This window comes from Microbacterium sp. 10L49 (genome assembly GCF_056395125.1).
The window spans coordinates 377923-396829 of the sequence record NZ_JBFTIW010000003.1 but is presented as its reverse complement, the minus strand read 5'-3'; the positions used below and the strand labels follow the sequence as shown (position 1 = coordinate 396829).

17 protein-coding genes are annotated in these 18907 nt (G+C 69.7%); 13 read left to right on the top strand and 4 right to left on the bottom strand.

Going from position 1 to position 18907, the window contains the following annotated elements; genetic code table 11:
- Positions 1-17: 17 nt before the first annotated feature.
- Complete coding sequence (locus tag AC1DCT_RS09715) at positions 18-677, bottom strand: lipoate--protein ligase family protein (RefSeq protein ID WP_441977916.1); 660 nt, start codon at positions 675-677, stop codon at positions 18-20.
- Between the two features lie 35 nt (positions 678-712).
- Positions 713-1399: an NRDE family protein gene (locus tag AC1DCT_RS09710; protein ID WP_477428841.1), complete on the bottom strand. Its 687-nt coding sequence runs from the start codon at positions 1397-1399 to the stop codon at positions 713-715.
- 188 nt (positions 1400-1587) lie between these two features.
- On the opposite strand from AC1DCT_RS09710, the gene coaBC reads away from it, so the two are divergent.
- From coaBC to pucL, 6 genes are all read left to right on the top strand, one after another.
- Positions 1588-2805, top strand: a complete 1218-nt coding sequence (gene coaBC, locus AC1DCT_RS09705) for a bifunctional phosphopantothenoylcysteine decarboxylase/phosphopantothenate--cysteine ligase CoaBC (RefSeq protein ID WP_477428839.1) — start codon at positions 1588-1590, stop codon at positions 2803-2805.
- A 90-nt stretch (positions 2806-2895) separates the two neighbouring features.
- Positions 2896-3768 carry an HpcH/HpaI aldolase/citrate lyase family protein gene (locus AC1DCT_RS09700; RefSeq protein WP_477428837.1) on the top strand — a complete coding sequence of 291 codons (873 nt, stop codon included), beginning with the start codon at positions 2896-2898 and terminating at the stop codon, positions 3766-3768.
- Between the two features lie 20 nt (positions 3769-3788).
- On the top strand, positions 3789-4256 hold the full coding sequence (gene bcp, locus AC1DCT_RS09695) for a thioredoxin-dependent thiol peroxidase (RefSeq protein WP_441977920.1): 468 nt from the start codon (positions 3789-3791) through the stop codon (positions 4254-4256).
- A gap of 236 nt (positions 4257-4492) precedes the next feature.
- A complete protein-coding gene (uraD, locus tag AC1DCT_RS09690) occupies positions 4493-4996 on the top strand; it encodes a 2-oxo-4-hydroxy-4-carboxy-5-ureidoimidazoline decarboxylase (protein ID WP_477428836.1) in 504 nt (167 codons plus the stop codon).
- Positions 4993-5334, top strand: a complete 342-nt coding sequence (uraH, locus tag AC1DCT_RS09685; protein ID WP_441977922.1) for a hydroxyisourate hydrolase — start codon at positions 4993-4995, stop codon at positions 5332-5334. Before uraD ends, uraH begins: the two co-directional genes overlap by 4 nt.
- A 12-nt stretch (positions 5335-5346) precedes the next feature.
- Positions 5347-6240 carry a factor-independent urate hydroxylase gene (pucL, locus tag AC1DCT_RS09680; RefSeq protein ID WP_441977923.1) on the top strand — a complete coding sequence of 298 codons (894 nt, stop codon included), beginning with the start codon at positions 5347-5349 and terminating at the stop codon, positions 6238-6240.
- Between the two features lie 253 nt (positions 6241-6493).
- Here the strand turns inward: pucL and AC1DCT_RS09675 are convergent, their stop codons facing one another.
- Entirely contained in the window at positions 6494-7240 is a 747-nt protein-coding gene (locus AC1DCT_RS09675; protein ID WP_477428835.1) for an SDR family oxidoreductase, read from the bottom strand.
- Positions 7241-7353: 113 nt separating this feature from the next.
- On the opposite strand from AC1DCT_RS09675, the gene aceE reads away from it, so the two are divergent.
- A complete protein-coding gene (gene aceE, locus AC1DCT_RS09670; protein ID WP_477428833.1) occupies positions 7354-10059 on the top strand; it encodes a pyruvate dehydrogenase (acetyl-transferring), homodimeric type in 2706 nt (901 codons plus the stop codon).
- Positions 10060-10340: 281 nt separating this feature from the next.
- Here the strand turns inward: aceE and AC1DCT_RS09665 are convergent, their stop codons facing one another.
- Complete coding sequence (locus AC1DCT_RS09665; protein ID WP_477230169.1) at positions 10341-11141, bottom strand: IclR family transcriptional regulator; 801 nt, start codon at positions 11139-11141, stop codon at positions 10341-10343.
- A 191-nt stretch (positions 11142-11332) separates the two neighbouring features.
- Here AC1DCT_RS09665 and AC1DCT_RS09660 point away from each other — a divergent pair, with 191 nt between their 5' ends.
- From AC1DCT_RS09660 to gcl, 6 genes are all read left to right on the top strand, one after another.
- On the top strand, positions 11333-12724 hold the full coding sequence (locus AC1DCT_RS09660) for an NAD-dependent malic enzyme (protein ID WP_477428831.1): 1392 nt from the start codon (positions 11333-11335) through the stop codon (positions 12722-12724).
- A gap of 5 nt (positions 12725-12729) precedes the next feature.
- Positions 12730-14004 carry a DUF6986 family protein gene (locus AC1DCT_RS09655; protein ID WP_477428829.1) on the top strand — a complete coding sequence of 425 codons (1275 nt, stop codon included), beginning with the start codon at positions 12730-12732 and terminating at the stop codon, positions 14002-14004.
- Entirely contained in the window at positions 14001-14822 is an 822-nt protein-coding gene (locus tag AC1DCT_RS09650) for a bifunctional allantoicase/(S)-ureidoglycine aminohydrolase (protein ID WP_477428827.1), read from the top strand. Before AC1DCT_RS09655 ends, AC1DCT_RS09650 begins: the two co-directional genes overlap by 4 nt.
- 397 nt (positions 14823-15219) lie before the next feature.
- Entirely contained in the window at positions 15220-16020 is an 801-nt protein-coding gene (locus tag AC1DCT_RS09645; RefSeq protein ID WP_477428825.1) for a hydroxypyruvate isomerase family protein, read from the top strand.
- Between the two features lie 31 nt (positions 16021-16051).
- Positions 16052-16930, top strand: coding sequence for a 2-hydroxy-3-oxopropionate reductase (locus tag AC1DCT_RS09640; protein WP_477230172.1), 879 nt, complete (start codon positions 16052-16054; stop codon positions 16928-16930).
- Between the two features lie 129 nt (positions 16931-17059).
- A complete protein-coding gene (gene gcl / locus AC1DCT_RS09635; RefSeq protein ID WP_477428823.1) occupies positions 17060-18847 on the top strand; it encodes a glyoxylate carboligase in 1788 nt (595 codons plus the stop codon).
- Positions 18848-18907 lie beyond the last annotated feature (60 nt).

Genomic DNA, 18907 nt, shown 5'->3' with positions numbered 1-18907 from the left:
AGCGCTGCCCATGTCGGTCAGGCGATGAGCGCCGCCGCCAGCGCGTTCTCGACGTCGTCGCGCGAGACCGCCGGCGCCTCGGTGAGCATGGATCCGAACGTCTGCGGATCCCAGTCGAGCCCCAGTGCGGCGTTGGCTTCCGTGAGCACGGCGACGAAGCGGTCGACGGGGCCGAACGCGAGCATCCCGCTGAGCAGGCGTGCGCCGCGCACACCGCGCTGCGAGGTGCCGACGAGCTTCACGGCGCCGCGGGCGTTGATGCTGTACTCGCCGGGGCAGTACTCGCCGGGCACCTCACCCAGACGGGCGTCGACGCCGAGCCCGCGCAGCGCGTCGACGATCGTCCTGCCCGTTTGCGCGAAGAACGCGGTGGGGTCGGCATGCGCCTCCTCGCGCTCGACGAGGTCGAAGACGAGGCACGTCTCGTCGTAGGCGACGGCGCGGCCGCCGGTCGGGCGGATCGCCGGCGCGAACCCGAGGCGCTCGGCCGCGGACACGGCGGTCTGGCAGCCCGGCATCAGGCTCTCCCGCCGCGTCAGCGCGAGCGTCGGCGCCGGCGTGTACAGGCGCAGCACCCGCTCAGGACCGTCCCCGGAAGCGACCTGGCGCAGGAGTTCGACGGATCGCTCGAGGTCGTTCGTGCGTGGGGACGACTGACGGATGACGTCTCCGCGCACGGGGACGAGGCGATCGGAGGATCCCGCGGGCACCGTCAGCCCCAGTGCGCCGGCGCCGGCAGGGCGTGGTCGCGCACGTCGACGCCCTCCGCGCCGACCGAAGCCGTGCAGTAGAGCAGCGACTGCGTGGGATAGCCGTGCGGGCGGTTGTCGCGGATGATCGCGCGGTCGTCGGCCGGATCCAGTTCCGCGGTCGTCGCGAGCAGCCGGATCCAGGACTGCGGCCAGTCCTCATCCTGCGTCGGGTGCGCGCGGAACTCGGGCAGCCAGCGCGCGATGCGCGCGGTCTCAGGATCGTCCAGATCCGAGTGCGCGATCATGTGCACGCCCGTCGGCACCGGGGTCTCGCACAGCGTGGTGCCGTCCCACGACAGCACGCGGGCACCGGCGGGGGAGACCTCGAGCAGATTGAAGCCGTGCATGCGCTCCGAGCCGCTCGGCGAGACGCCCGCCACGGACGCCAGTGCGAGGGTGCCGCGAGAGACGGCCAGCTCGTCGGGCAGGTCGAGCACGTCGGCGCGGTTCAGCAGCACGGCCAGCCGGCGCGACTCCGGGTCGACGGCGAGCCAGGCTCCGCCGGCGCGGCGGTCGCGGATCCCGATGACGCCGGGGTGCTCGGGCCACCACTCGCCGAGCGCATCCCACTCGCGCAACGGATCCTCATCCCGCACGGCCAGCAGCCGCGCCCCCGTCCCGTCGACCTCGATCACGACCGTGCACACGGGATCAGTCTAGGCAGGGCGCGGGCCACCGGATCCGGATGGGCCGCGCCTACGTCATCCCGCGAGACGACCGCGTTTCGTCTCGCTCCTCGCTGCGCTCCGTGCTCGCTCAACGACCCCGATGGGATCCGGATCCGGTCGACGAGCGCTCCAGGCCCGGGCACGGCGCCGAATGGCAGAATCGAGGGATGGACATCGTGGTGGGGGTCTCCGGCGGCATCGCGGCCTACAAGTCGGTGCAGCTCGTGCGGCTCCTGGTGAAGGCCGGGCACGCGGTCACAGTCGTCCCCACCGAGGATGCGCTGCGCTTCGTGGGCGCGCCGACGTGGGAGGCGATCAGCCGCAACCCGGTCACGACGAGCGTGCACGACGACGTGGCGAAGGTGCGCCATGTCGCGCTCGGCCAGGGCGCCGATCTGGTCGTCGTCGCCCCCGCCACGGCGAACACGATCGCGCGCATGGCCGCGGGCATCGCCGACAACCTGCTCGGGACGACGCTGCTGGCCACCACCGCGCCCGTGCTCATCGCCCCCGCGATGCACGCCGAGATGTGGGCGCACCCCGCGACCCAGGCGAACATCCGCACGCTCTCCGACCGCGGTGTGCACCTGATCGGGCCCGACGACGGCGAGCTCGCCGGCGGCGACAGCGGACCCGGCCGGATGAGCGAACCCGAGGCGATCGCCGAGGCCGCGCTGCGCCTGCTCGCCCCGCAGGACCTCGCCGGCCTGGCGGTCGTGGTCTCCGCGGGTGGCACGCGCGAGCCGATCGATCCCGTGCGCTACCTCGGCAACCGCTCCAGCGGCCGTCAGGGTGCGGCCCTCGCCGTCGAGGCGGCGACCCGAGGCGCCGAGGTCGAGCTCGTCGCGGCTAACCTCGCGCGAGACGTCCTCGCGGCGGCGAGCCATCCGCGGATCCGGATCCGTCCCGTCGCCACGGCGGCTCAGCTCGCGTCCGCGGTGAAGGAGGCCGCGACCCGTGCGGATGCCGTGGTCATGGCTGCCGCCGTCGCCGACTACCGGCCCGCGCAGGCCGCCGCGCACAAGCTCACCAAGGAGGACGGGATCCTCGAGCGGATCGACCTCGTCGAGAACGAGGATGTGCTGGCGGCCCTCGGCGCAGCCCGCCGCGCGGGTGCGGCGCCGGAGGGGCAGGTCCTCGTCGGTTTCGCCGCGGAGACCGCGACGGATCCCGAGGCGCGGCGCGAGCGCGCCCGCCGCAAGCGCGAGCGCAAGGGCGCCGATCTGCTCGGCGTGAACCTCGCCGACGCCGAGCACGGGTTCGAGAAGCACGACAACGCCGTGGAGATCATCGGCCCCGAGGGAGCGGTCGTCGCGGCGGTGGCCGGGTCCAAGCGCACCGTCGCCGCGGCGCTGTGGGACGCTGTGGTCGCCCTGCGCGACTGAGGCCCGCGCCGGGCACCAGGCTGGCGCCCGCTTGCACGCAGGAGTACAGTTTTCGTATTGTAAAAGTAGAGTTTCACAGAATGGAATAGCATGAACGCTCCGCTGCCCACCCCTGGTCCGCGCGAGATCGCGCCGGAGCTGGCGCGCTCGTGGCTCCTGGTCGCAGCGACGAGGCCGGAGACGTTCGACGACGCGGCCCGCTCGCACGCCGACGCCGTGATCCTCGACGTCGAGGATGCCGTCGATGCGAGCCACAAGGACTCCGCGCGGGATGACGTCGTGCGCTGGCTGCACGGTGCCGATGAGGACGGCAACCCCCACCGCGCCTGGGTGCGCATCAATGACGCGACCAGCGAGCACTGGTCCCCGGATCTGGACGGACTGCGCGACGCCCCCGGATTGCAAGGCGTCATGCTCGCCAAGACCGAGTACGGCGGCCAGGTCATGGACACGTTCAACCGCCTGGGTGCGAAGGTGCCCGTCGTCGCGCTCGTGGAGTCGGCCATCGGCATCGAGAACGCCACGGAGATCGCCCGGGCCAAGGGCGTGTTCCGGCTCGCCTTCGGCAGCGGCGACTTCCGCCGCGACACCGGCATGTCCGCCGATCGGGAGGCCATGGCCTACCCGCGGGCGCGCCTGGTCATCTCCAGCCGTGCGGGAGGGCTCCCAGGCCCGATCGACGGTCCGACCGTCGGATCCAGTCACCCGATCCTGCGCGAGCAGTCGGCCATCACCGTGTCGATGGGCATGACCGGAAAGCTCTGCCTGCAGGCCGACCAGACCCCTGTCGTCAACGAGGTCATCAGCCCCACCCGCACCGATGTCGAGTGGGCCTACGAGTTCCTCGAGGACTTCGACGCGCGCGGTCGCATCGTCCGCGACGGCAGCGACCTGCCCCGTCTCGGCCGCGCCCGCAAGATCATGCATCTCGCCGAGGCCTTCGGCGTGCTGCCCACCCGCTGACCCATCCGAACGGAGACATCATGACCACTCGCCTCGCCCCCGGTGACACCGCGCCCGCCTTCGCCCTCGACGACGCCGACGGCGCTCGTGTCTCGCTCGAGGACTACCGCGGACGCAACGTCGTCGTGTACTTCTACCCCAAGGCTGCGACCCCCGGCTGCACCACCGAGGCCTGCGACTTCCGCGACAACCTGTCGTCGCTCGACGCCGCCGGCTACTCCGTGATCGGCGTCTCGCCCGACGAGGTCGCCGACATCCGCGCGTTCTCCGAGGCGGAGGGCCTGACCTTCCCGCTGCTCGCCGACACCGACGCCGCCGTGGCGCGGGCGTGGGGCGTGTGGGGGGAGAAGACCGTGGGCGACCGCACCTTCGACGGCGTCATCCGCTCCACGTTCGTGCTGGACGGCGACGGCGTCGTGCAGCGCGCCGAGTACGGCGTCGACGCCTCGGGCCACGTGGCGCGCCTGCGCGCCGAGCTCGGCGTCTGAATCCGATCCACCACCAGCGAGTCGTCCCCCTCAGCACGAGCCATCGGTCGTGCTGAGGGGGACGACTCGAAATGGGGGTTGACAACCGCGGATCCGCTCCGCACACTAGTTACACATGCTGAAACAACAGTTCCGGCATACGGAAACGCCTCCCTTGGATGAGATCGGATCCTGTCGATAGGATCCGTCCGTATAGCCCTTACACGCCGGATGCCAGCATGGTCTGAGGATCGAAGATGTTGCTCGAGGAGTTCAACTCCGTCGGCCGCGACGACGCCATCGCCGTCGTGAAGCCCGCACTGGACATCACCCGCTGGATCGACGCGATCGTCGACGGCCGCCCGTACCCCTCGGTCGACGCGCTCTCCGCCGCCGCCCTCGAGGCCGCGGCGCCGCTCACCGAGGCCGAGCTGGACGGGGCGCTCGCGCACCACCCCCGCATCGGCGCGAAGGTCGACGGCACCAGCGCCGAGGCCGCGCACTCGCGTCGCGAGCAGCCGAGCGTCGATGAGGTCACGGCCGCGGCCCTCGCCGAGGGGAACCGCGCCTACGAGGAGCGGTTCGACCGCGTCTTCCTCATCCGCGCCGCCGGCCGCAGCGCCCAGGACATCCTGGCCCTGCTGCGCGAGCGGCTCGGCAGCACCGACGAGCAGGAGCTCGCCGTCGTGGACCAGCAGCTGCGCGAGATCGCAGCGCTGCGCCTCGCGGCGGCCATCGAGACCGAAGGAGCGAGCGCATGAGCGTCTCCCACGTGACCACCCACATCCTGGACACCACACTCGGGCGCCCTGCGTCCGGCGTCGCCGTCGTACTCGAGGCCCGAGTCGGCGACGGGTGGTCGGGGATCGGTACGGGCCTCACCGATGCTGACGGGCGGGTGAAAGCGCTCGGCCCGGAGCGGCTGGAGAGCGGTGCCTACCGACTCCGGTTCGACACCGCGGCCTACTTCGCCGGCATCAAGACGGACGCCTTCTTCCCGGAGGTGGTGCTGACCTTCCAGGTCGACGCCGAGCAGGCGCACTATCACGTGCCGCTGCTGCTCAGTCCGTTCGCCTATTCCACCTACCGAGGAAGCTAAGAGGGATCCGAAATGACGAACATCATCCTGGGCAAGAACCAGTACGGCAAGGCCGAGAACCGGGTCGTCCGCATCACCCGCGACACCGACCGCCACGAGATCGAGGACTTGAACGTCACCTCGCAGCTGCGCGGCGACTTCGCCTCCGCGCACTTCGACGGCAACAACGAGAACGTCGTCGCCACCGATACCCAGAAGAACACGGTCTACGCCTTCGCCAAGGACGGCATCGGCAGCCCGGAGGAGTTCCTCGTGCGTCTGGGTCGTCACTTCACCGGCGAGTTCGACTGGGTGACCGGCGGACGCTGGGCTGCGGAGCAGTACACCTGGCTGCGCATCGAGGGCGACAACGGCGAGCACGACCACGCGTTCGTGCGCGGCGGCACCGAGACCCGCACCGCGGTCGTGCAGATCGACGGCGACGACACCACGATCATCGCGGGCCTGCAGGACCTCACGGTCCTCAAGTCGACCGCGAGTGGTTTCGTCGGCTACCCGCGCGACAAGTACACGACCCTCCCCGAGACCGAGGACCGCATCCTCGCCACCTCGGTGACGGCCAAGTGGCGCTACAACCGCAACGACCTCGACTTCAACGAGGTCTACGCGGACGTCCGTCGCCTGCTCCTCGCCGGCTTCTCGCGCAACTACTCCTACGCCCTGCAGCACACGCTGAAGGAGATGGCCGAGGCCGTGCTCGAGGCGCACCCCGAGATCGACGAGATCCGCTTCTCGACCCCGAACAAGCACCACTTCGTCGTGGACCTGTCGCCGTTCGGCCTGGAGAACCCGAACGAGGTGTTCTTCGCCGCCGACCGTCCCTACGGCCTCATCGAGGCGTCGTTCCTGCGTGATGGCGCCGACGCCGACCACTGGTCGTGGGACGGCATCGCAGGCTTCTGCTGAGCGCTGCACCACTGCCGACACGAGAATGCGGGGCCCGGTTCGCCGGGCCCCGCATTCGTCGTCTCCGGGCGAGCGGGATGCCTCGGAGCCTTGACAAGGCGTCCCTCGCGGGAGGACAATAGTTACGCAATCTGAAAGAAACCTTCCACGATCTGAAATCAATCGGATCCGGAATCGAGCACGAACCCGCGGCCACGACACGAGGGCGCAGGGACGAGGAGGTCCGCCGATGATCGCGAACCCCCGCGATCCCTCAGCCGCGCCCGCCGAATGGCATCCCGCTCGCGGTGATCGTGAGTGCGCCGATGTTGGCCTCCGTGGGCAGATCCGCCATGAGCAGCACGGTGCGCGCCGCGGCCTCGACGTCGAAGGTGGGCTCGACTCTGCGACTGCCGTCGGCCTGCAGCGCCCCGGATCCGACACCGAGTTCGTCCATGATCTCGGTGCGGGTGTTGCCGATGTCGATCTGACCGCAGGAGATCCGGAACGGTCGGCCGTCGAGATCGACGGACTTCGTCAGCCCCGTGAGCGCATGCTTGCTCACGGCGTACGCCACGGACAGCGGGCGGGGCGCCTGGGCGGAGATGGATCCGTTGTTGATGATGCGGCCGCCCTGCGGACTCTGCGCGCGCATCACGCGCATCGCACCCCGTGCACAGAGCAGCGCGCCGGTGAGGTTGACCGCGAGTGTCTGCTCCCAATCGGCGAGCTCGATGTCCGCCGCCGAGACCGCGGGGCCGAACGCGCCGGCGTTGTTGAACAGCACGTCCACGCGGCCCCACTCCCGCACCACGCGGTCGAAGAGCGCGTCCACCTCGGCCTCGACCGTCACGTCTGTCGGGAGCACCAGCGCGTCCGGATGCCAGGCCGCCGTCTCCGCCAGCGCAGCCTCGCGCCGCCCTGCCAGCGCCACGCGGTAGCCGGCCTCCAGCATCGTGCGCGCCACGGCGCGCCCGATCCCCGATCCTGCACCCGTCACCACGGCGATGCGTCCGCTCATCGTCACTCCTCGAACCTCAGACCCGCTGCGCAACCCGCAGCCACCTACATCTAGCAGATCAGCCCCGCTGCCCGACCGGCAGCCTCCCGATACATCCCACAGAAAGGCCGAAGATGCACGAACAGAGCAGCTCCGCCGCCCTCGGATCCGAGACCCTGGATCACGACCCCGAAGAGACCGCCGAGTGGCTCGAGTCGCTGGATGCGCTCGTCGCCCAGCGCGGCGCCGAGCGCGGCGAGCACATCGTGCGCACGCTGGCCGCCCGCGCCGGCGTGGTCGACGAGCCGAACGCGACCACGGACTACATCAACACGATCTCGGTCGCCGATGAGCCCGCCTACCCCGGCGATGAGGAGCTCGAGCGCCGCTACCGCGCCTGGATGCGCTGGAACGCCGCGATCCTGGTGCATCGCGCGCAGCGCCCCGGCATCGGCGTCGGCGGCCACATCTCCACCTACGCGGGCGCCGCGACCCTGTATGAGGTCGGCTTCAACCACTTCTTCCGCGGCAAGGACCACCCCGGCGGCGGCGACCAGATCTACTTCCAGGGCCACGCCTCGCCCGGCATGTACGCCCGCGCGTTCATGGAGGGCCGCCTCAGCGACGAGGACCTCGACGGCTTCCGCCAGGAGAAGTCCCGCGAGGGGCATGCCCTGAGCTCCTACCCGCATCCCCGGCTCATGCCGGAGTTCTGGGAGTTCCCGACCGTGTCGATGGGCATCGGCCCGATGAACGCGATCTACCAGGCGCAGTCCAACCGCTACCTGCACAACCGCGGGCTCAAGGACACCAGCGACCAGCACGTCTGGGCGTTCCTCGGCGACGGCGAGATGGACGAGCCGGAGAGCCGCGGGCTGCTGCAACTCGCCGCCAACGACAAGCTCGACAACCTCACCTTCGTCGTGAACTGCAACCTGCAGCGCCTGGACGGCCCGGTGCGCGGCAACGGCAAGATCATTCAGGAGCTCGAGGGCTTCTTCCGCGGCGCGGGCTGGAACGTCATCAAGGTCGTCTGGGGCCGGGAGTGGGATGCGCTTCTCGACGCCGACACCGAGGGGGCGCTGCTGAACGTCATGAACACGACCGTGGACGGCGACTACCAGACGTACAAGGGCGAGTCGGGCGCGTTCATCCGGGAGAACTTCTTCGGACGCGACCCGCGCGCGCTCAAGCTCGCCGAGCACCTCAGCGACGACGAGATCTGGGGCCTCAAGCGCGGCGGCCACGACTACCGCAAGGTGTTCGCGGCGTATCAGCAGTCGATGGAGCACAACGGCAAGCCCACCGTGATCCTCGTCAAGACGGTGAAGGGCTACGGTCTCGGCCCGCGGTTCGAGGCGCGTAACGCCACGCACCAGATGAAGAAGATGACGCTGCAGGACCTCAAGGACTTCCGCGACCACCTGCGCGTGCCGATCAGCGACGAGCAGCTCGAGGCGAACCCCTACGAGCCGCCGTACTACCACCCCGGCGCCGACGCCCCCGAGATCCGCTACATGCAGGAGCGTCGTGCGGCGCTCGGCGGGTACCTGCCCGAGCGGCGCCCGAACGCCTCCGGCGAGATCGCCCTGCCCGACCCCAAGGCGTACGAGGTGGCGGCTCGCGGATCCGGCAAGCAGCAGGCCGCGACCACCATGGCGTTCGTGCGGGTGCTGAAGGACCTCATGCGCGACCCCGAGTTCGGCAAGCGCATCGTCCCGATCATCCCCGACGAGGCGCGCACCTTCGGCATGGACGCGTTCTTCCCGACTGCGAAGATCTACAACCCGAACGGGCAGAACTACCTCGCCGTCGACCGTGACATCGTGCTCTCGTACAAGGAGTCGACGGCGGGTCAGATCGTGCACGTCGGCATCAACGAGGCCGGATCCATCGCGGCCTTCACTGCGGCGGGCACCGCGTACGCGACCCACGGCGTGCCGCTTGTGCCGGTGTACGTGTTCTACTCGATGTTCGGCTTCCAGCGCACCGGCGACTCGCTGTGGGCGGCCGCCGACCAGATGACGCGCGGCTTCCTGATCTCGGCGACCGCCGGGCGCACCACGCTCACCGGTGAGGGGCTGCAGCACGCCGACGGGCACTCGCCGCTTCTCGCGGCGACGAACGCCGCGGTGATCACGTACGATCCGGCATTCGGCTACGAGATCGGCCACATCATGCGCGCCGGCATCGAGCGCATGTACGGCGCGGACTCGACCGACCGCAACTACATCTACAACCTCATGGTCTACAACGAGCCGATCGTGCAGCCGGCCGAGCCCGAGGGCGTCGACGTGGCCGGGATCCTGGGCGGCATCCACCGGATCGCCCCGGTCGAGGCGCCCAAGGCGCACCTGCTCGCGTCGGGCATCGGCGTGACCTGGGCCCAGGAGGCGCAGCAACTGCTCCGCGACGACTGGGGTGTGGACGCCGACGTGTGGTCGGTGACCTCGTGGACCGAGCTCCGTCGCGACGCGGTCGCCGCCGAGGAGGACGAGTTCCTCGGACGCGGTGCGCGCACGTCGTTCCTCGCTTCGCAGCTGGCCGGATCCCACGGCCCGATCGTCGCGGTGAGCGACTACGCGAAGGATCTGCCGGACCAGATCCGCCAGTTCGTCCCGAACGACTGGGCCACCCTGGGCGCCGACGGCTTCGGCTTCTCGGACACCCGCGCCGCCGCCCGCCGGTACTTCAAGATCGACGGCCCGTCGGTCGTGGTGCGGACGCTCCAGCTGCTCGCGAAGCGCGGCGAGATCGACGCGTCGATCCCGGCCCGGGCCGCCGAGAAGTACCGCCTGCTCGACGTCAACGCCGGCACGAGCGGCACCGACGCGGAGTAGTCGGTCCCGGGTCGTTGAGCGAGGACGCGCGAAGCACGACCGAGACGAAACGCGGTGCCTCTCGAAGCGGACCTCGGGAGGGCGCCGCGTTTCGTCTCGCTGCGCTCGCTCAACGACCCCGTGCTCAACGATCCAGAAAAAGGACGGATGCAACTCCAGAGGACAGGATCCGTGGATCCGTCCTGCGGAATTGCATCCGTCCTTCGGAGTTGTGGGGACGTCACCCCCGGGCGGGCCCTCAGGGACCTCCGGGATGCCCCCGGTGCGGGCCCCCGAGCCGGCTAGGCCTGCAGGTCGGCGGCGATCGCGGCGGCGGCCTCGCGCAGCCGCGGCACGGCGCGCTGGGCGAACTCCTCGGTGACGCGCGCGATCGGACCGGACACGGACACCGCCGTCGGTGTGGGGGCGCCGGGCACGGCCATCGCGTAGCAGCGCACGCCGATCTCCTGCTCCTGCTCGTCGATCGAGTATCCGCGCTCGCGGATCAGATCCAGCTCCTTCAGCAGCGCGTCCACGGTGCCGATGCTGTACTCGGTGGGGGTGGTCATGCCGGTGCGGCCCACGATGCCGCGCACGACGTCGTCATCGAGCTGGGCGAGGATCGCCTTGCCGACGCCGGTGTCGTGCACGTTGGCACGGCGGCCGACCTCGGTGAACATGCGCATGGAGTGCTGCGAGGGCACCTGGGCGACGTACACGACCATGTCGCCGTCGAGCACAGCCATGTTCGCGCTCTCGCCGAGGGCGTCCACCAGGCTCTTCAGCTGCGGGCGGGCGAGCGCGCCGAACTGGCGGGATGCGCCCTCGCCGATGCGGATCAGGCGCGGCCCGAGCGCATAGCGCCGGTTCGGCAGCTGACGCGCATAGCCGAGCGAGACCAGGGTCCGCAGCAGCCGGTGGATGGTCGGAAGAGGGAGGTCCGTCGACGCGGACAGCTCGCTGAGCGTCACATCGCCGCCGGCATCCGTCACGAGCTCGAGCAGCTCGAACACGCGCTCGACCGACTGCACGCCCGATCCCGCGCTTCTGCCGGTCTTCGGCTCCGTGACCTTCACGCCTGTGGTGCTCGGATTCTCTGCCATGTCAGCTCCCGTCCTTGGGTAATTCCATCATGCGAGAGTCCCGAGCCGGAAATCCAAGAGGATCCGAATCTCATCTTGCGCGAAACTTCCACGATAGAGATAATAGTGTCCACAATACGAAACTTGTAAACAGTTCATCACCGCAACAGCGCCCGAGGCCTCCGCCCGGGACGCCTCGATGAGGAGGAATCATGGCGAACCCGGGTCCCGGAAATTCGATCACGCTGCGCATCGACGCGCCGTCCAACTTCACCGTCACGAGCGAGCTCGCCGCGGCGGCCGCGGCCGCCGGCGCCGTCGTGACCGCGCTCGACGTCGTCGAGTCGCACCCGTCGACCATCGTCGTCGACCTGACCTGCAACACCACCGGCGAGGAGCACGCCGATCAGGTGCGCGACGCGATCGATGCCCTCGAGGGGGTCACGGTCCGTCTGGTCAGCGACCGCACGTTCCTGATGCACTTGGGCGGCAAGCTCGAGGTCGTGCCGCGCGTGCCGCTGCGCAACCGCGACGACCTCTCCCGCGCGTACACCCCGGGTGTCGCCCGCGTCTGCATGGCCATCGCCGAGGACAAGAGCAAGGCCCGCCAGCTCACCGTCAAGCGCAACACGATCGCCGTCGTCACCGACGGCACGGCCGTGCTGGGTCTGGGCGACATCGGACCCGAGGCCGCGCTGCCCGTCATGGAGGGCAAGGCCGCGCTGTTCAAGCAGTTCGCGAACGTCGACGCCTGGCCGGTCTGCCTCGACACCAAGGACACCGAGGAGATCATTCAGATCGTCAAGGCGATCGCCCCGGTCTACGGCGGCGTGAACCTCGAGGACATCGCCGCCCCGCGCTGCTTCGAGATCGAGGCGCGACTGCGCGACGAGCTCGACATCCCCGTCTTCCACGACGACCAGCACGGCACCGCGATCGTCACGCTCGCCGCCCTGCAGAATGCCCTCAAGGTCGTCGACAAGACGATCGGCGAGGTGCGCATCGTCGTGTCGGGCGTCGGCGCCGCCGGCAACGCGATCGTGCAGCTGCTGCTCGCCGAGGGGGCCGTCGACATCGTGGCCTGCGGCCGCAACGGCGCGATCAACCGCGACGAGGAGTACACCGACGCGCACCGCATCGAGCTCGCCGCCACCACCAACCCCCGTAACGCCAAGGGCACCCTCAAGGAGGTGCTCGTCGGCGCGGACGTGTTCATCGGCGTCAGCGCTCCGAACGTGCTCGACGAGAACGACATCGCCGGCATGGCCGACGACGCGATCGTGTTCGCGATGGCGAACCCCACCCCCGAGGTCGACCCGATCGTGGCGTCGAAGCACGCGGCCGTGGTCGCCACCGGGCGCAGCGACTTCCCGAACCAGATCAACAACGTGCTGGCGTTCCCCGGGTTCTTCCGCGGCCTCCTCGACGCGGGCGTGTCGGACATCACCCCGCCTATGCTGGTCGCAGCTGCGCAGGCGATCGCGGAGCGGGTCGGTGAGGACGAGCTCAACGCGAGCTTCATCATCCCCAGCGTTTTCGACCCGCTCGTGGCCGGCGCCGTCGCCGAGGCGATCGTGCGCGTCGTCGAGTCGTCGAAGGAGTGAGCCTTTTGTCCGCAGGCACCCTGGGCGAGGCCGACCTCGCCGACATCGACGCCCGCCTCTCCGGCACCGACACGCTGCTGAAGACCGAGTACCCCGGCGATGACGGATCCCGCCAGCCCGTGCACACCCTGTACGTACCCGCCGACCGGTTCCGGCTCGACCTGCCGGCGCAGTTCGGCCAGACGGCCGCACAGGCCGTGGCGGACTTCGGCGGCACCGTGGCGCTCGCCCAGGCTGTCGGCCTCGGTGCGCTCGCCGACGAGCTCGCGCCTCTCGTGGACGCCAAGCTCGTCGCCGAGCCGATCGAGGATCTGCGCCTCGACTTCGAGGACGGCTATGGCGCTCGCGGTGACGACGAGGAGGACGCGGATGCGGTCCTCGCCGCCGAGCGGGTGGCTCAGGCCGTCGCCGCCGGCGTCGCGCCCCCGTTCATCGGGATCCGGTTCAAGTGCTTCGAGGCGCCCACGCGCCGGCGCGGGATCCGCACGCTCGACCTCTTCCTGTCGACGCTGGCCGCGAACGGTCCGCTGCCGGACGGCCTGGTGCTGACGCTGCCCAAGGTCACCACGGTCGAGCAGGTCGAGGCGATGGTCTCGCTGTGCGAGCGGTTCGAGGAGCGCCTCGGGCTGCCCGCGGGCCGGCTGCGCTTCGAGGTGCAGATGGAGACGCCGCAGCTCATCGTCGCCGCGGACGGATCCGTTCCGGTCGCGACGCTGCTGCACCGCGCCGACGGTCGGGTGAGTGCGCTGCACTACGGCACCTACGACTACAGCTCCTCGCTGCAGATCGCCGCGGCCTACCAGTCCATGGAGCACCCCGCCGCCGACTTCGCCAAGCAGGTCATGCAGGTGGCGGTCGCCGAGACCGGCGTGCGGATCTCGGACGGATCCACGAACGTGATCCCCGTCGGCGATCCGGACCACGTCATCGAGGCGTGGAAGCTGCACGCCCGCCTGGTGCGGCGCTCGCTCGAGCGCGGCTACTACCAGGGCTGGGACCTGCACGCCGCCCAACTGCCGACTCGGTACCTCGCGACCTACGCGTTCTACCGCGAGGGGTTCGCCGCGGCCGCCAAGCGCCTGGACAACTACCTGCACGGCAGCGACGCCACGATCATGGACGAGCCGGCCACGGCCCGTGCCCTGGCGCGGTTCGTCGTGCGCGGCCTGGAGTGCGGCGCGCTCACGGCCGACGAGGTCCGCTCCGCGACCGGATCCGAGCCCGCAGAGCTGGTCCGCCTCGCACACCCGAAACTCGCAACCAAGGAGGCCGTCTCTTGAGCACCCGCACCTACTACACGCCCGCCGGCGGGCTGCCCCCGCAGACCGACCTGCTCACCGACCGCGCGGTCGTCAAGCTCGCCTACACCTTCATCCCGAAGGGCGTGATGCGCGACATCGTCACCAGCAGCCTGCCCGGGTTCTCGAACACGCGGGCATGGATCATCGCGCGTCCCACGCCGAGCTCCGCGCAGACGTTCTCGCAGCTCATCGTCGAGATCGCGCCCGGGGGAGAGGCGGCCAAGCCCGAGCCGGAGGCCGGAGTGGAGAGCGTGCTCTTCGTCACGACCGGCGAGCTCACCCTCACGCTCGAGGGCGAGCGGCACGTGCTCGAGGCGGGCGGCTACGCCTTCATCACGCCGGGCGCGCAGTGGTCGCTCGCGAACGAGGGATCCGAGATCACCAGCTTTCACTGGATCCGCAAGGCCTACGAGTACCTCGAGGGCGTCGACGCTCCGGCGTCCTTCGTCACGAGCGACAACGACATCGAGCCCGTCTCGATGCCGGACACCGACGATGTCTGGGCCACCACCCGCTTCTCCGACGCGAGCGACATGGCGCACGACATGCAGGTCAACATCGTGACGTTCAAGCCGGGCGGATCCATCCCGTTCGCCGAGACGCACATCATGGAGCACGGCCTGTTCGTGCTGCAGGGCAAGGCCGTCTACCGGCTCAACGACGACTGGGTGGAGTGCGAGGCCGGCGACTACATGCTGCTGCGCGCGTTCTGCCCGCAGGCCTGCTACGCCGGTGGCCCCGAGGACTTCCGCTACCTGCTGTACAAGGACATGAACCGTCAGATCAAGCTCACCTGACGCTCGGGAAGCGGGCCTGTCGAAAGGCCCCTCGAACGCCGCTCGCCCTCGGGTGGGCGGCGTTCGTTGTCCCCGTGAGTGCGGCGCCCAAAACGCCCCTCGGATCCACTGTGGAGATGGAAAACGTCTCTCCCAGCGGGCGTGGAGCGGCGAAATCCATCTCTCTTCGGACGCGCACCGGCCGGAGAGATGGAAAACGCCTCTCCCAGCGCTCAGGGAGCGACGAAATCGATCTTCACGGCGAGGGAGAGCCGAGGGGAGCCGAAGAGGACGCGGATCCGGGTCCCGCGACCCGTTGACAACCGCACCCTCCCAGCCTAAACTTTCATCAATCAAGATTTTATTTCCACAATTCGGAAATAGCCCGAAACCCGAGACAGACATCAAGGACGATCTCATGAGCTACACCGTCAACGCCTCGATCCTGCTGACCGAGCTGCCGATCCTGGAGCGCCCGGCCGCCGCGAAGGCCGCCGGCTTCGACGCCGTGGAGTACTGGTGGCCGTTCTCCGTCGCCGTTCCCGCGCAGGACGAGGTCGACGCGTTCGTCGCCGCGATCCAGGACGCCGGCGTGCAGCTGACGGGTCTGAACTTCTTCGCGGGCGACATGCCGGGCGGCGACCGCGGCCTGGTGTCGTGGGTGGGTCGTGAGGACGAGTTCGCCGCGAACATCGACGTCGTCGTCGAGATCGGCCACCGCCTCGGCACCAAGGCCTTCAACGCCCTGTACGGCAACCGCCTCGAGGGCGTCGACCCGAAGGCGCAGGACGACCTGGCCGTGCGCAACCTCGCCGCGGCGGGTCGCGCGGTCGCCGAGCTCGGCGGCGTCGTGCTGCTCGAGCCGGTCAGCGGCATGGAGACCTACCCGCTGAAGACGGCGGCCGACGCGCTCGCGATCATCGAGCGCGTGCAGCAGGAGGAGGGCGTCGACAACGTCAAGCTCCTGGCCGACTTCTACCACCTCGCCGTCAACGGCGACGACGTGCCCGCGGTGATCGCCGGCCACGCCGCCGAGTTCGGCCACATCCAGATCGCCGACGCCCCCGGCCGCGGCGAGCCCGGCACCGGCGAGCTGCCGCTCGCGCAGTGGATCGCCGACGCTCAGGCCGGCGGCTACGACGGCGTCATCGGTCTCGAGTACAAGGCCACCCAGGCGGATCCCTTCGCCTGGATCACCACCGCGGCCGCCCAGGCCTGACCCACCAGATTTCCCGCGAAGGAGCGAAGACATGACCCGCATCGCATTCATCGGCCTCGGCATCATGGGCCTGCCCATGGCCAAGAACCTCGTCACCGCCGGCTACGACGTCACGGGCTACAACCGCAGCCAGGAGGCGATCGACAAGCTCGTCGCCGCCGGCGGCACGGGTGCCACAGGCATCGCCGACGCCGTGAAGGACGCCGACGTCATCATCACGATGGTCCCGGACTCCCCGGACGTGGCCGGTGTCGTGCAGGGCCCGGACGGGGTCTTCGCGAACGCGAAGGCCGGCGCGCTCTGGATCGACAACTCCTCGATCCGCCCCGACGTGGCCAAGGAGCTCGCCGAGGAGGCGGTCGCCGCCGGCCTCGGCGTCGTCGACGCCCCCGTCTCCGGCGGCGAGCAGGGCGCGATCGATGCCGTCCTGTCGATCATGGTCGGCGGATCCCCGGATGACTTCGCCAAGGCCGAACCGGTCCTGAACGCGATCGGCAAGACCATCGTGCACGTCGGTCCCGCCGGTGCCGGCCAGACCGTGAAGGCCGCCAACCAGCTCATCGTCGCCGTCAACATCCAGGCGCTCGCTGAGGCGGTCACGTTCCTCGAGGCGTTCGGCGTCGACACGGACGCCGCACTCAAGGTCCTCGGCGGGGGACTCGCCGGATCCAAGGTCCTCGACCAGAAGGGCCAGAAGATGCTGAACCGCGACTTCGCGCCCGGCTTCCGCCTCGCCCTCCACAACAAGGATCTGGGCATCGTCACCTCCGCGGCACGCTCGGTCGGGGTCACCGTCCCGCTCGGCGCCGCTGTCGCACAGCTCGTGAACGCGCTCGTCGCCCGCGGCGACGGGGGCCTGGATCACTCGGGCCTGTTCAAGCTCACCACCGAGCTCTCCGGCAAGAACTGACCCATTTTTCGGGGTCGTTGAGCGAGGACGCCGCAGGCGACCGAGACGAAACGGCGTCACTGACGGGGCACCGCGTTTCGTCTCGCTTCGCTCGCTCAACGACCACAACCCAGACTTAAGGAAACTCCCATGACCCGCATGCGTGCAGTCGACGCGATCGTCCAGATCCTGATCAAGGAAGGCGCGGACGAGGCGTTCGGCCTCCCCGGCGCCGCCATCAACCCCCTCTACTCCGCGATCCGCGCCAACGGCGGCATCCGGCACACCCTCGCCCGCCACGTCGAGGGCGCGAGCCACATGGCCGACGGCTACAGCCGCACCGGCGACGGCCGCATCGGCGTGTGCCTGGGCACCTCCGGCCCCGCCGGCACCGACATGATCACGGGCCTCTACGCCGCGATCGCCGACTCCATCCCGATGCTCTGCATCACCGGTCAGGCGCCGGTGGCGAAGCTCGACAAGGAGGACTTCCAGGCCGTCGACATCGCGTCGATCGCGAAGCCGGTCACGAAGTTCGCCAAGACCGTCCTCGAGGGTGCGCAGGTGCCCGGCGTCTTCCAGTCGGCGTTCCAGATCATGCGCTCCGGCCGCCCCGGCCCGGTGCTGATCGATCTGCCGTTCGACGTGCAGATGACCGAGATCGAGTTCGACATCGACACCTACGAGCCGCTGCCCGTGGCCAAGCCCGTTGCGACCCGCGCGCAGGCCGAGAAGGTGCTCGACCTGCTCGTGGCAGCGAAGCACCCGGCGATCATCGCAGGCGGCGGCATCGTGAACTCGGGCGCTTCGGAGAAGCTCGTCGAGCTCGCCGAGACCCTGGGCGTGCCCGTGTTCCCGACCCTGATGGGCTGGGGCGCGATCGGCGACGACCACCCGCTCGCCGCGGGCCTGGTCGGCATCCAGACCTCGCAGCGCTACGGCAACGCGAGCTTCCTGGAGAGCGACTTCGTGCTCGGCATCGGAAACCGCTGGGCCAACCGTCACACCGGCGGCCTGGACACCTACCGCAAGGGCCGCACGTTCGTGCACGTCGACATCGAGCCCACCCAGATCGGCCGCGTGTTCGCACCCGACTACGGCGTGGTCTCCGACGCCGGCGCGTTCATCGACGTGCTGCTCGAGGCCGCCCGCGAGCGCGTCGCCGAGCTGCCCGACTACAACTCCTGGGCCGAGGAGTGCCGCGACCGCAAGGCGCGCCTGCAGCGCAAGACCAACTTCGACAACGTGCCGATGAAGCCGCACCGCGTCTACCAGGAGATGCTCTCGGCGTTCGACCGCGACACCACCTACGTCACCACGATCGGCCTCTCCCAGATCGCCGGCGCGCAGCTGCTGCACGCCTACGGTCCGCGAAAGTGGATCAACGCCGGCCAGGCCGGCCCGCTGGGCTGGACCGGTCCCGCGGCTCTCGGCGTCGTGCGCGGCAAGCCCGGCGAGCAGGTCGTCGCGCTGAGCGGCGACTACGACTTCCAGTTCATGATCGAGGAGCTCGCCGTCGGCGCGCAGCACAAGCTGCCCTACATCCACGTCGTCGTGAACAACAGCTACCTGGGCCTGATCCGTCAGTCGCAGCGCGGCTTCGAGATGGACTACGAGGTGTCGCTGGCATTCGACAACGTGAACACTCCGCAGGACTCGTCCTCGATCGCCACGGGCTACGGCGTGGACCATGTCAAGGTCGCTGAGGGTCTGGGTGCCAAGGCGCTGCGCGTCGAGCGCCCCGAGGACCTCGCCGCAGGCTTCGCGGAGGCCCAGCGTCTGCGCGACGAGTTCCAGGTGCCGGTGGTCGTCGAGGTCATCCTCGAGCGCGTCACCAACATCGCGATGGGTGCGGATCTGGACACCATGAACGAGTTCGAGGACCTCGCGACGTCGCCCGCCGACGCTCCCGAGGCGATCTACGCGCTGCTGGACTGAGCCGGCGCCCGCTGAGCCGTAGCCTGTAGGCGTAGCCGACCGGAAACCAGAAAGGTGGCC

What these genes read in the sequence shown, in the direction of transcription:
- aceE (WP_477428833.1), top strand. Translation starts at nt 7,354, where the DNA reads ATGCACGAACAGAGCAGCTCCGCCGCCCTCGGATCCGAGACCCTGGAT.
- uraD (WP_477428836.1), top strand. Translation starts at nt 4,493, where the DNA reads ATGTTGCTCGAGGAGTTCAACTCCGTCGGCCGCGACGACGCCATCGCC.
- AC1DCT_RS09675 (WP_477428835.1), bottom strand. Translation starts at nt 7,240, where the DNA reads ATGAGCGGACGCATCGCCGTGGTGACGGGTGCAGGATCGGGGATCGGG.
- AC1DCT_RS09665 (WP_477230169.1), bottom strand. Translation starts at nt 11,141, where the DNA reads ATGGCAGAGAATCCGAGCACCACAGGCGTGAAGGTCACGGAGCCGAAG.
- AC1DCT_RS09660 (WP_477428831.1), top strand. Translation starts at nt 11,333, where the DNA reads ATGGCGAACCCGGGTCCCGGAAATTCGATCACGCTGCGCATCGACGCG.
- AC1DCT_RS09645 (WP_477428825.1), top strand. Translation starts at nt 15,220, where the DNA reads ATGAGCTACACCGTCAACGCCTCGATCCTGCTGACCGAGCTGCCGATC.
- uraH (WP_441977922.1), top strand. Translation starts at nt 4,993, where the DNA reads ATGAGCGTCTCCCACGTGACCACCCACATCCTGGACACCACACTCGGG.
- coaBC (WP_477428839.1), top strand. Translation starts at nt 1,588, where the DNA reads ATGGACATCGTGGTGGGGGTCTCCGGCGGCATCGCGGCCTACAAGTCG.
- bcp (WP_441977920.1), top strand. Translation starts at nt 3,789, where the DNA reads ATGACCACTCGCCTCGCCCCCGGTGACACCGCGCCCGCCTTCGCCCTC.
- AC1DCT_RS09700 (WP_477428837.1), top strand. Translation starts at nt 2,896, where the DNA reads ATGAACGCTCCGCTGCCCACCCCTGGTCCGCGCGAGATCGCGCCGGAG.
- AC1DCT_RS09640 (WP_477230172.1), top strand. Translation starts at nt 16,052, where the DNA reads ATGACCCGCATCGCATTCATCGGCCTCGGCATCATGGGCCTGCCCATG.
- gcl (WP_477428823.1), top strand. Translation starts at nt 17,060, where the DNA reads ATGACCCGCATGCGTGCAGTCGACGCGATCGTCCAGATCCTGATCAAG.
- pucL (WP_441977923.1), top strand. Translation starts at nt 5,347, where the DNA reads ATGACGAACATCATCCTGGGCAAGAACCAGTACGGCAAGGCCGAGAAC.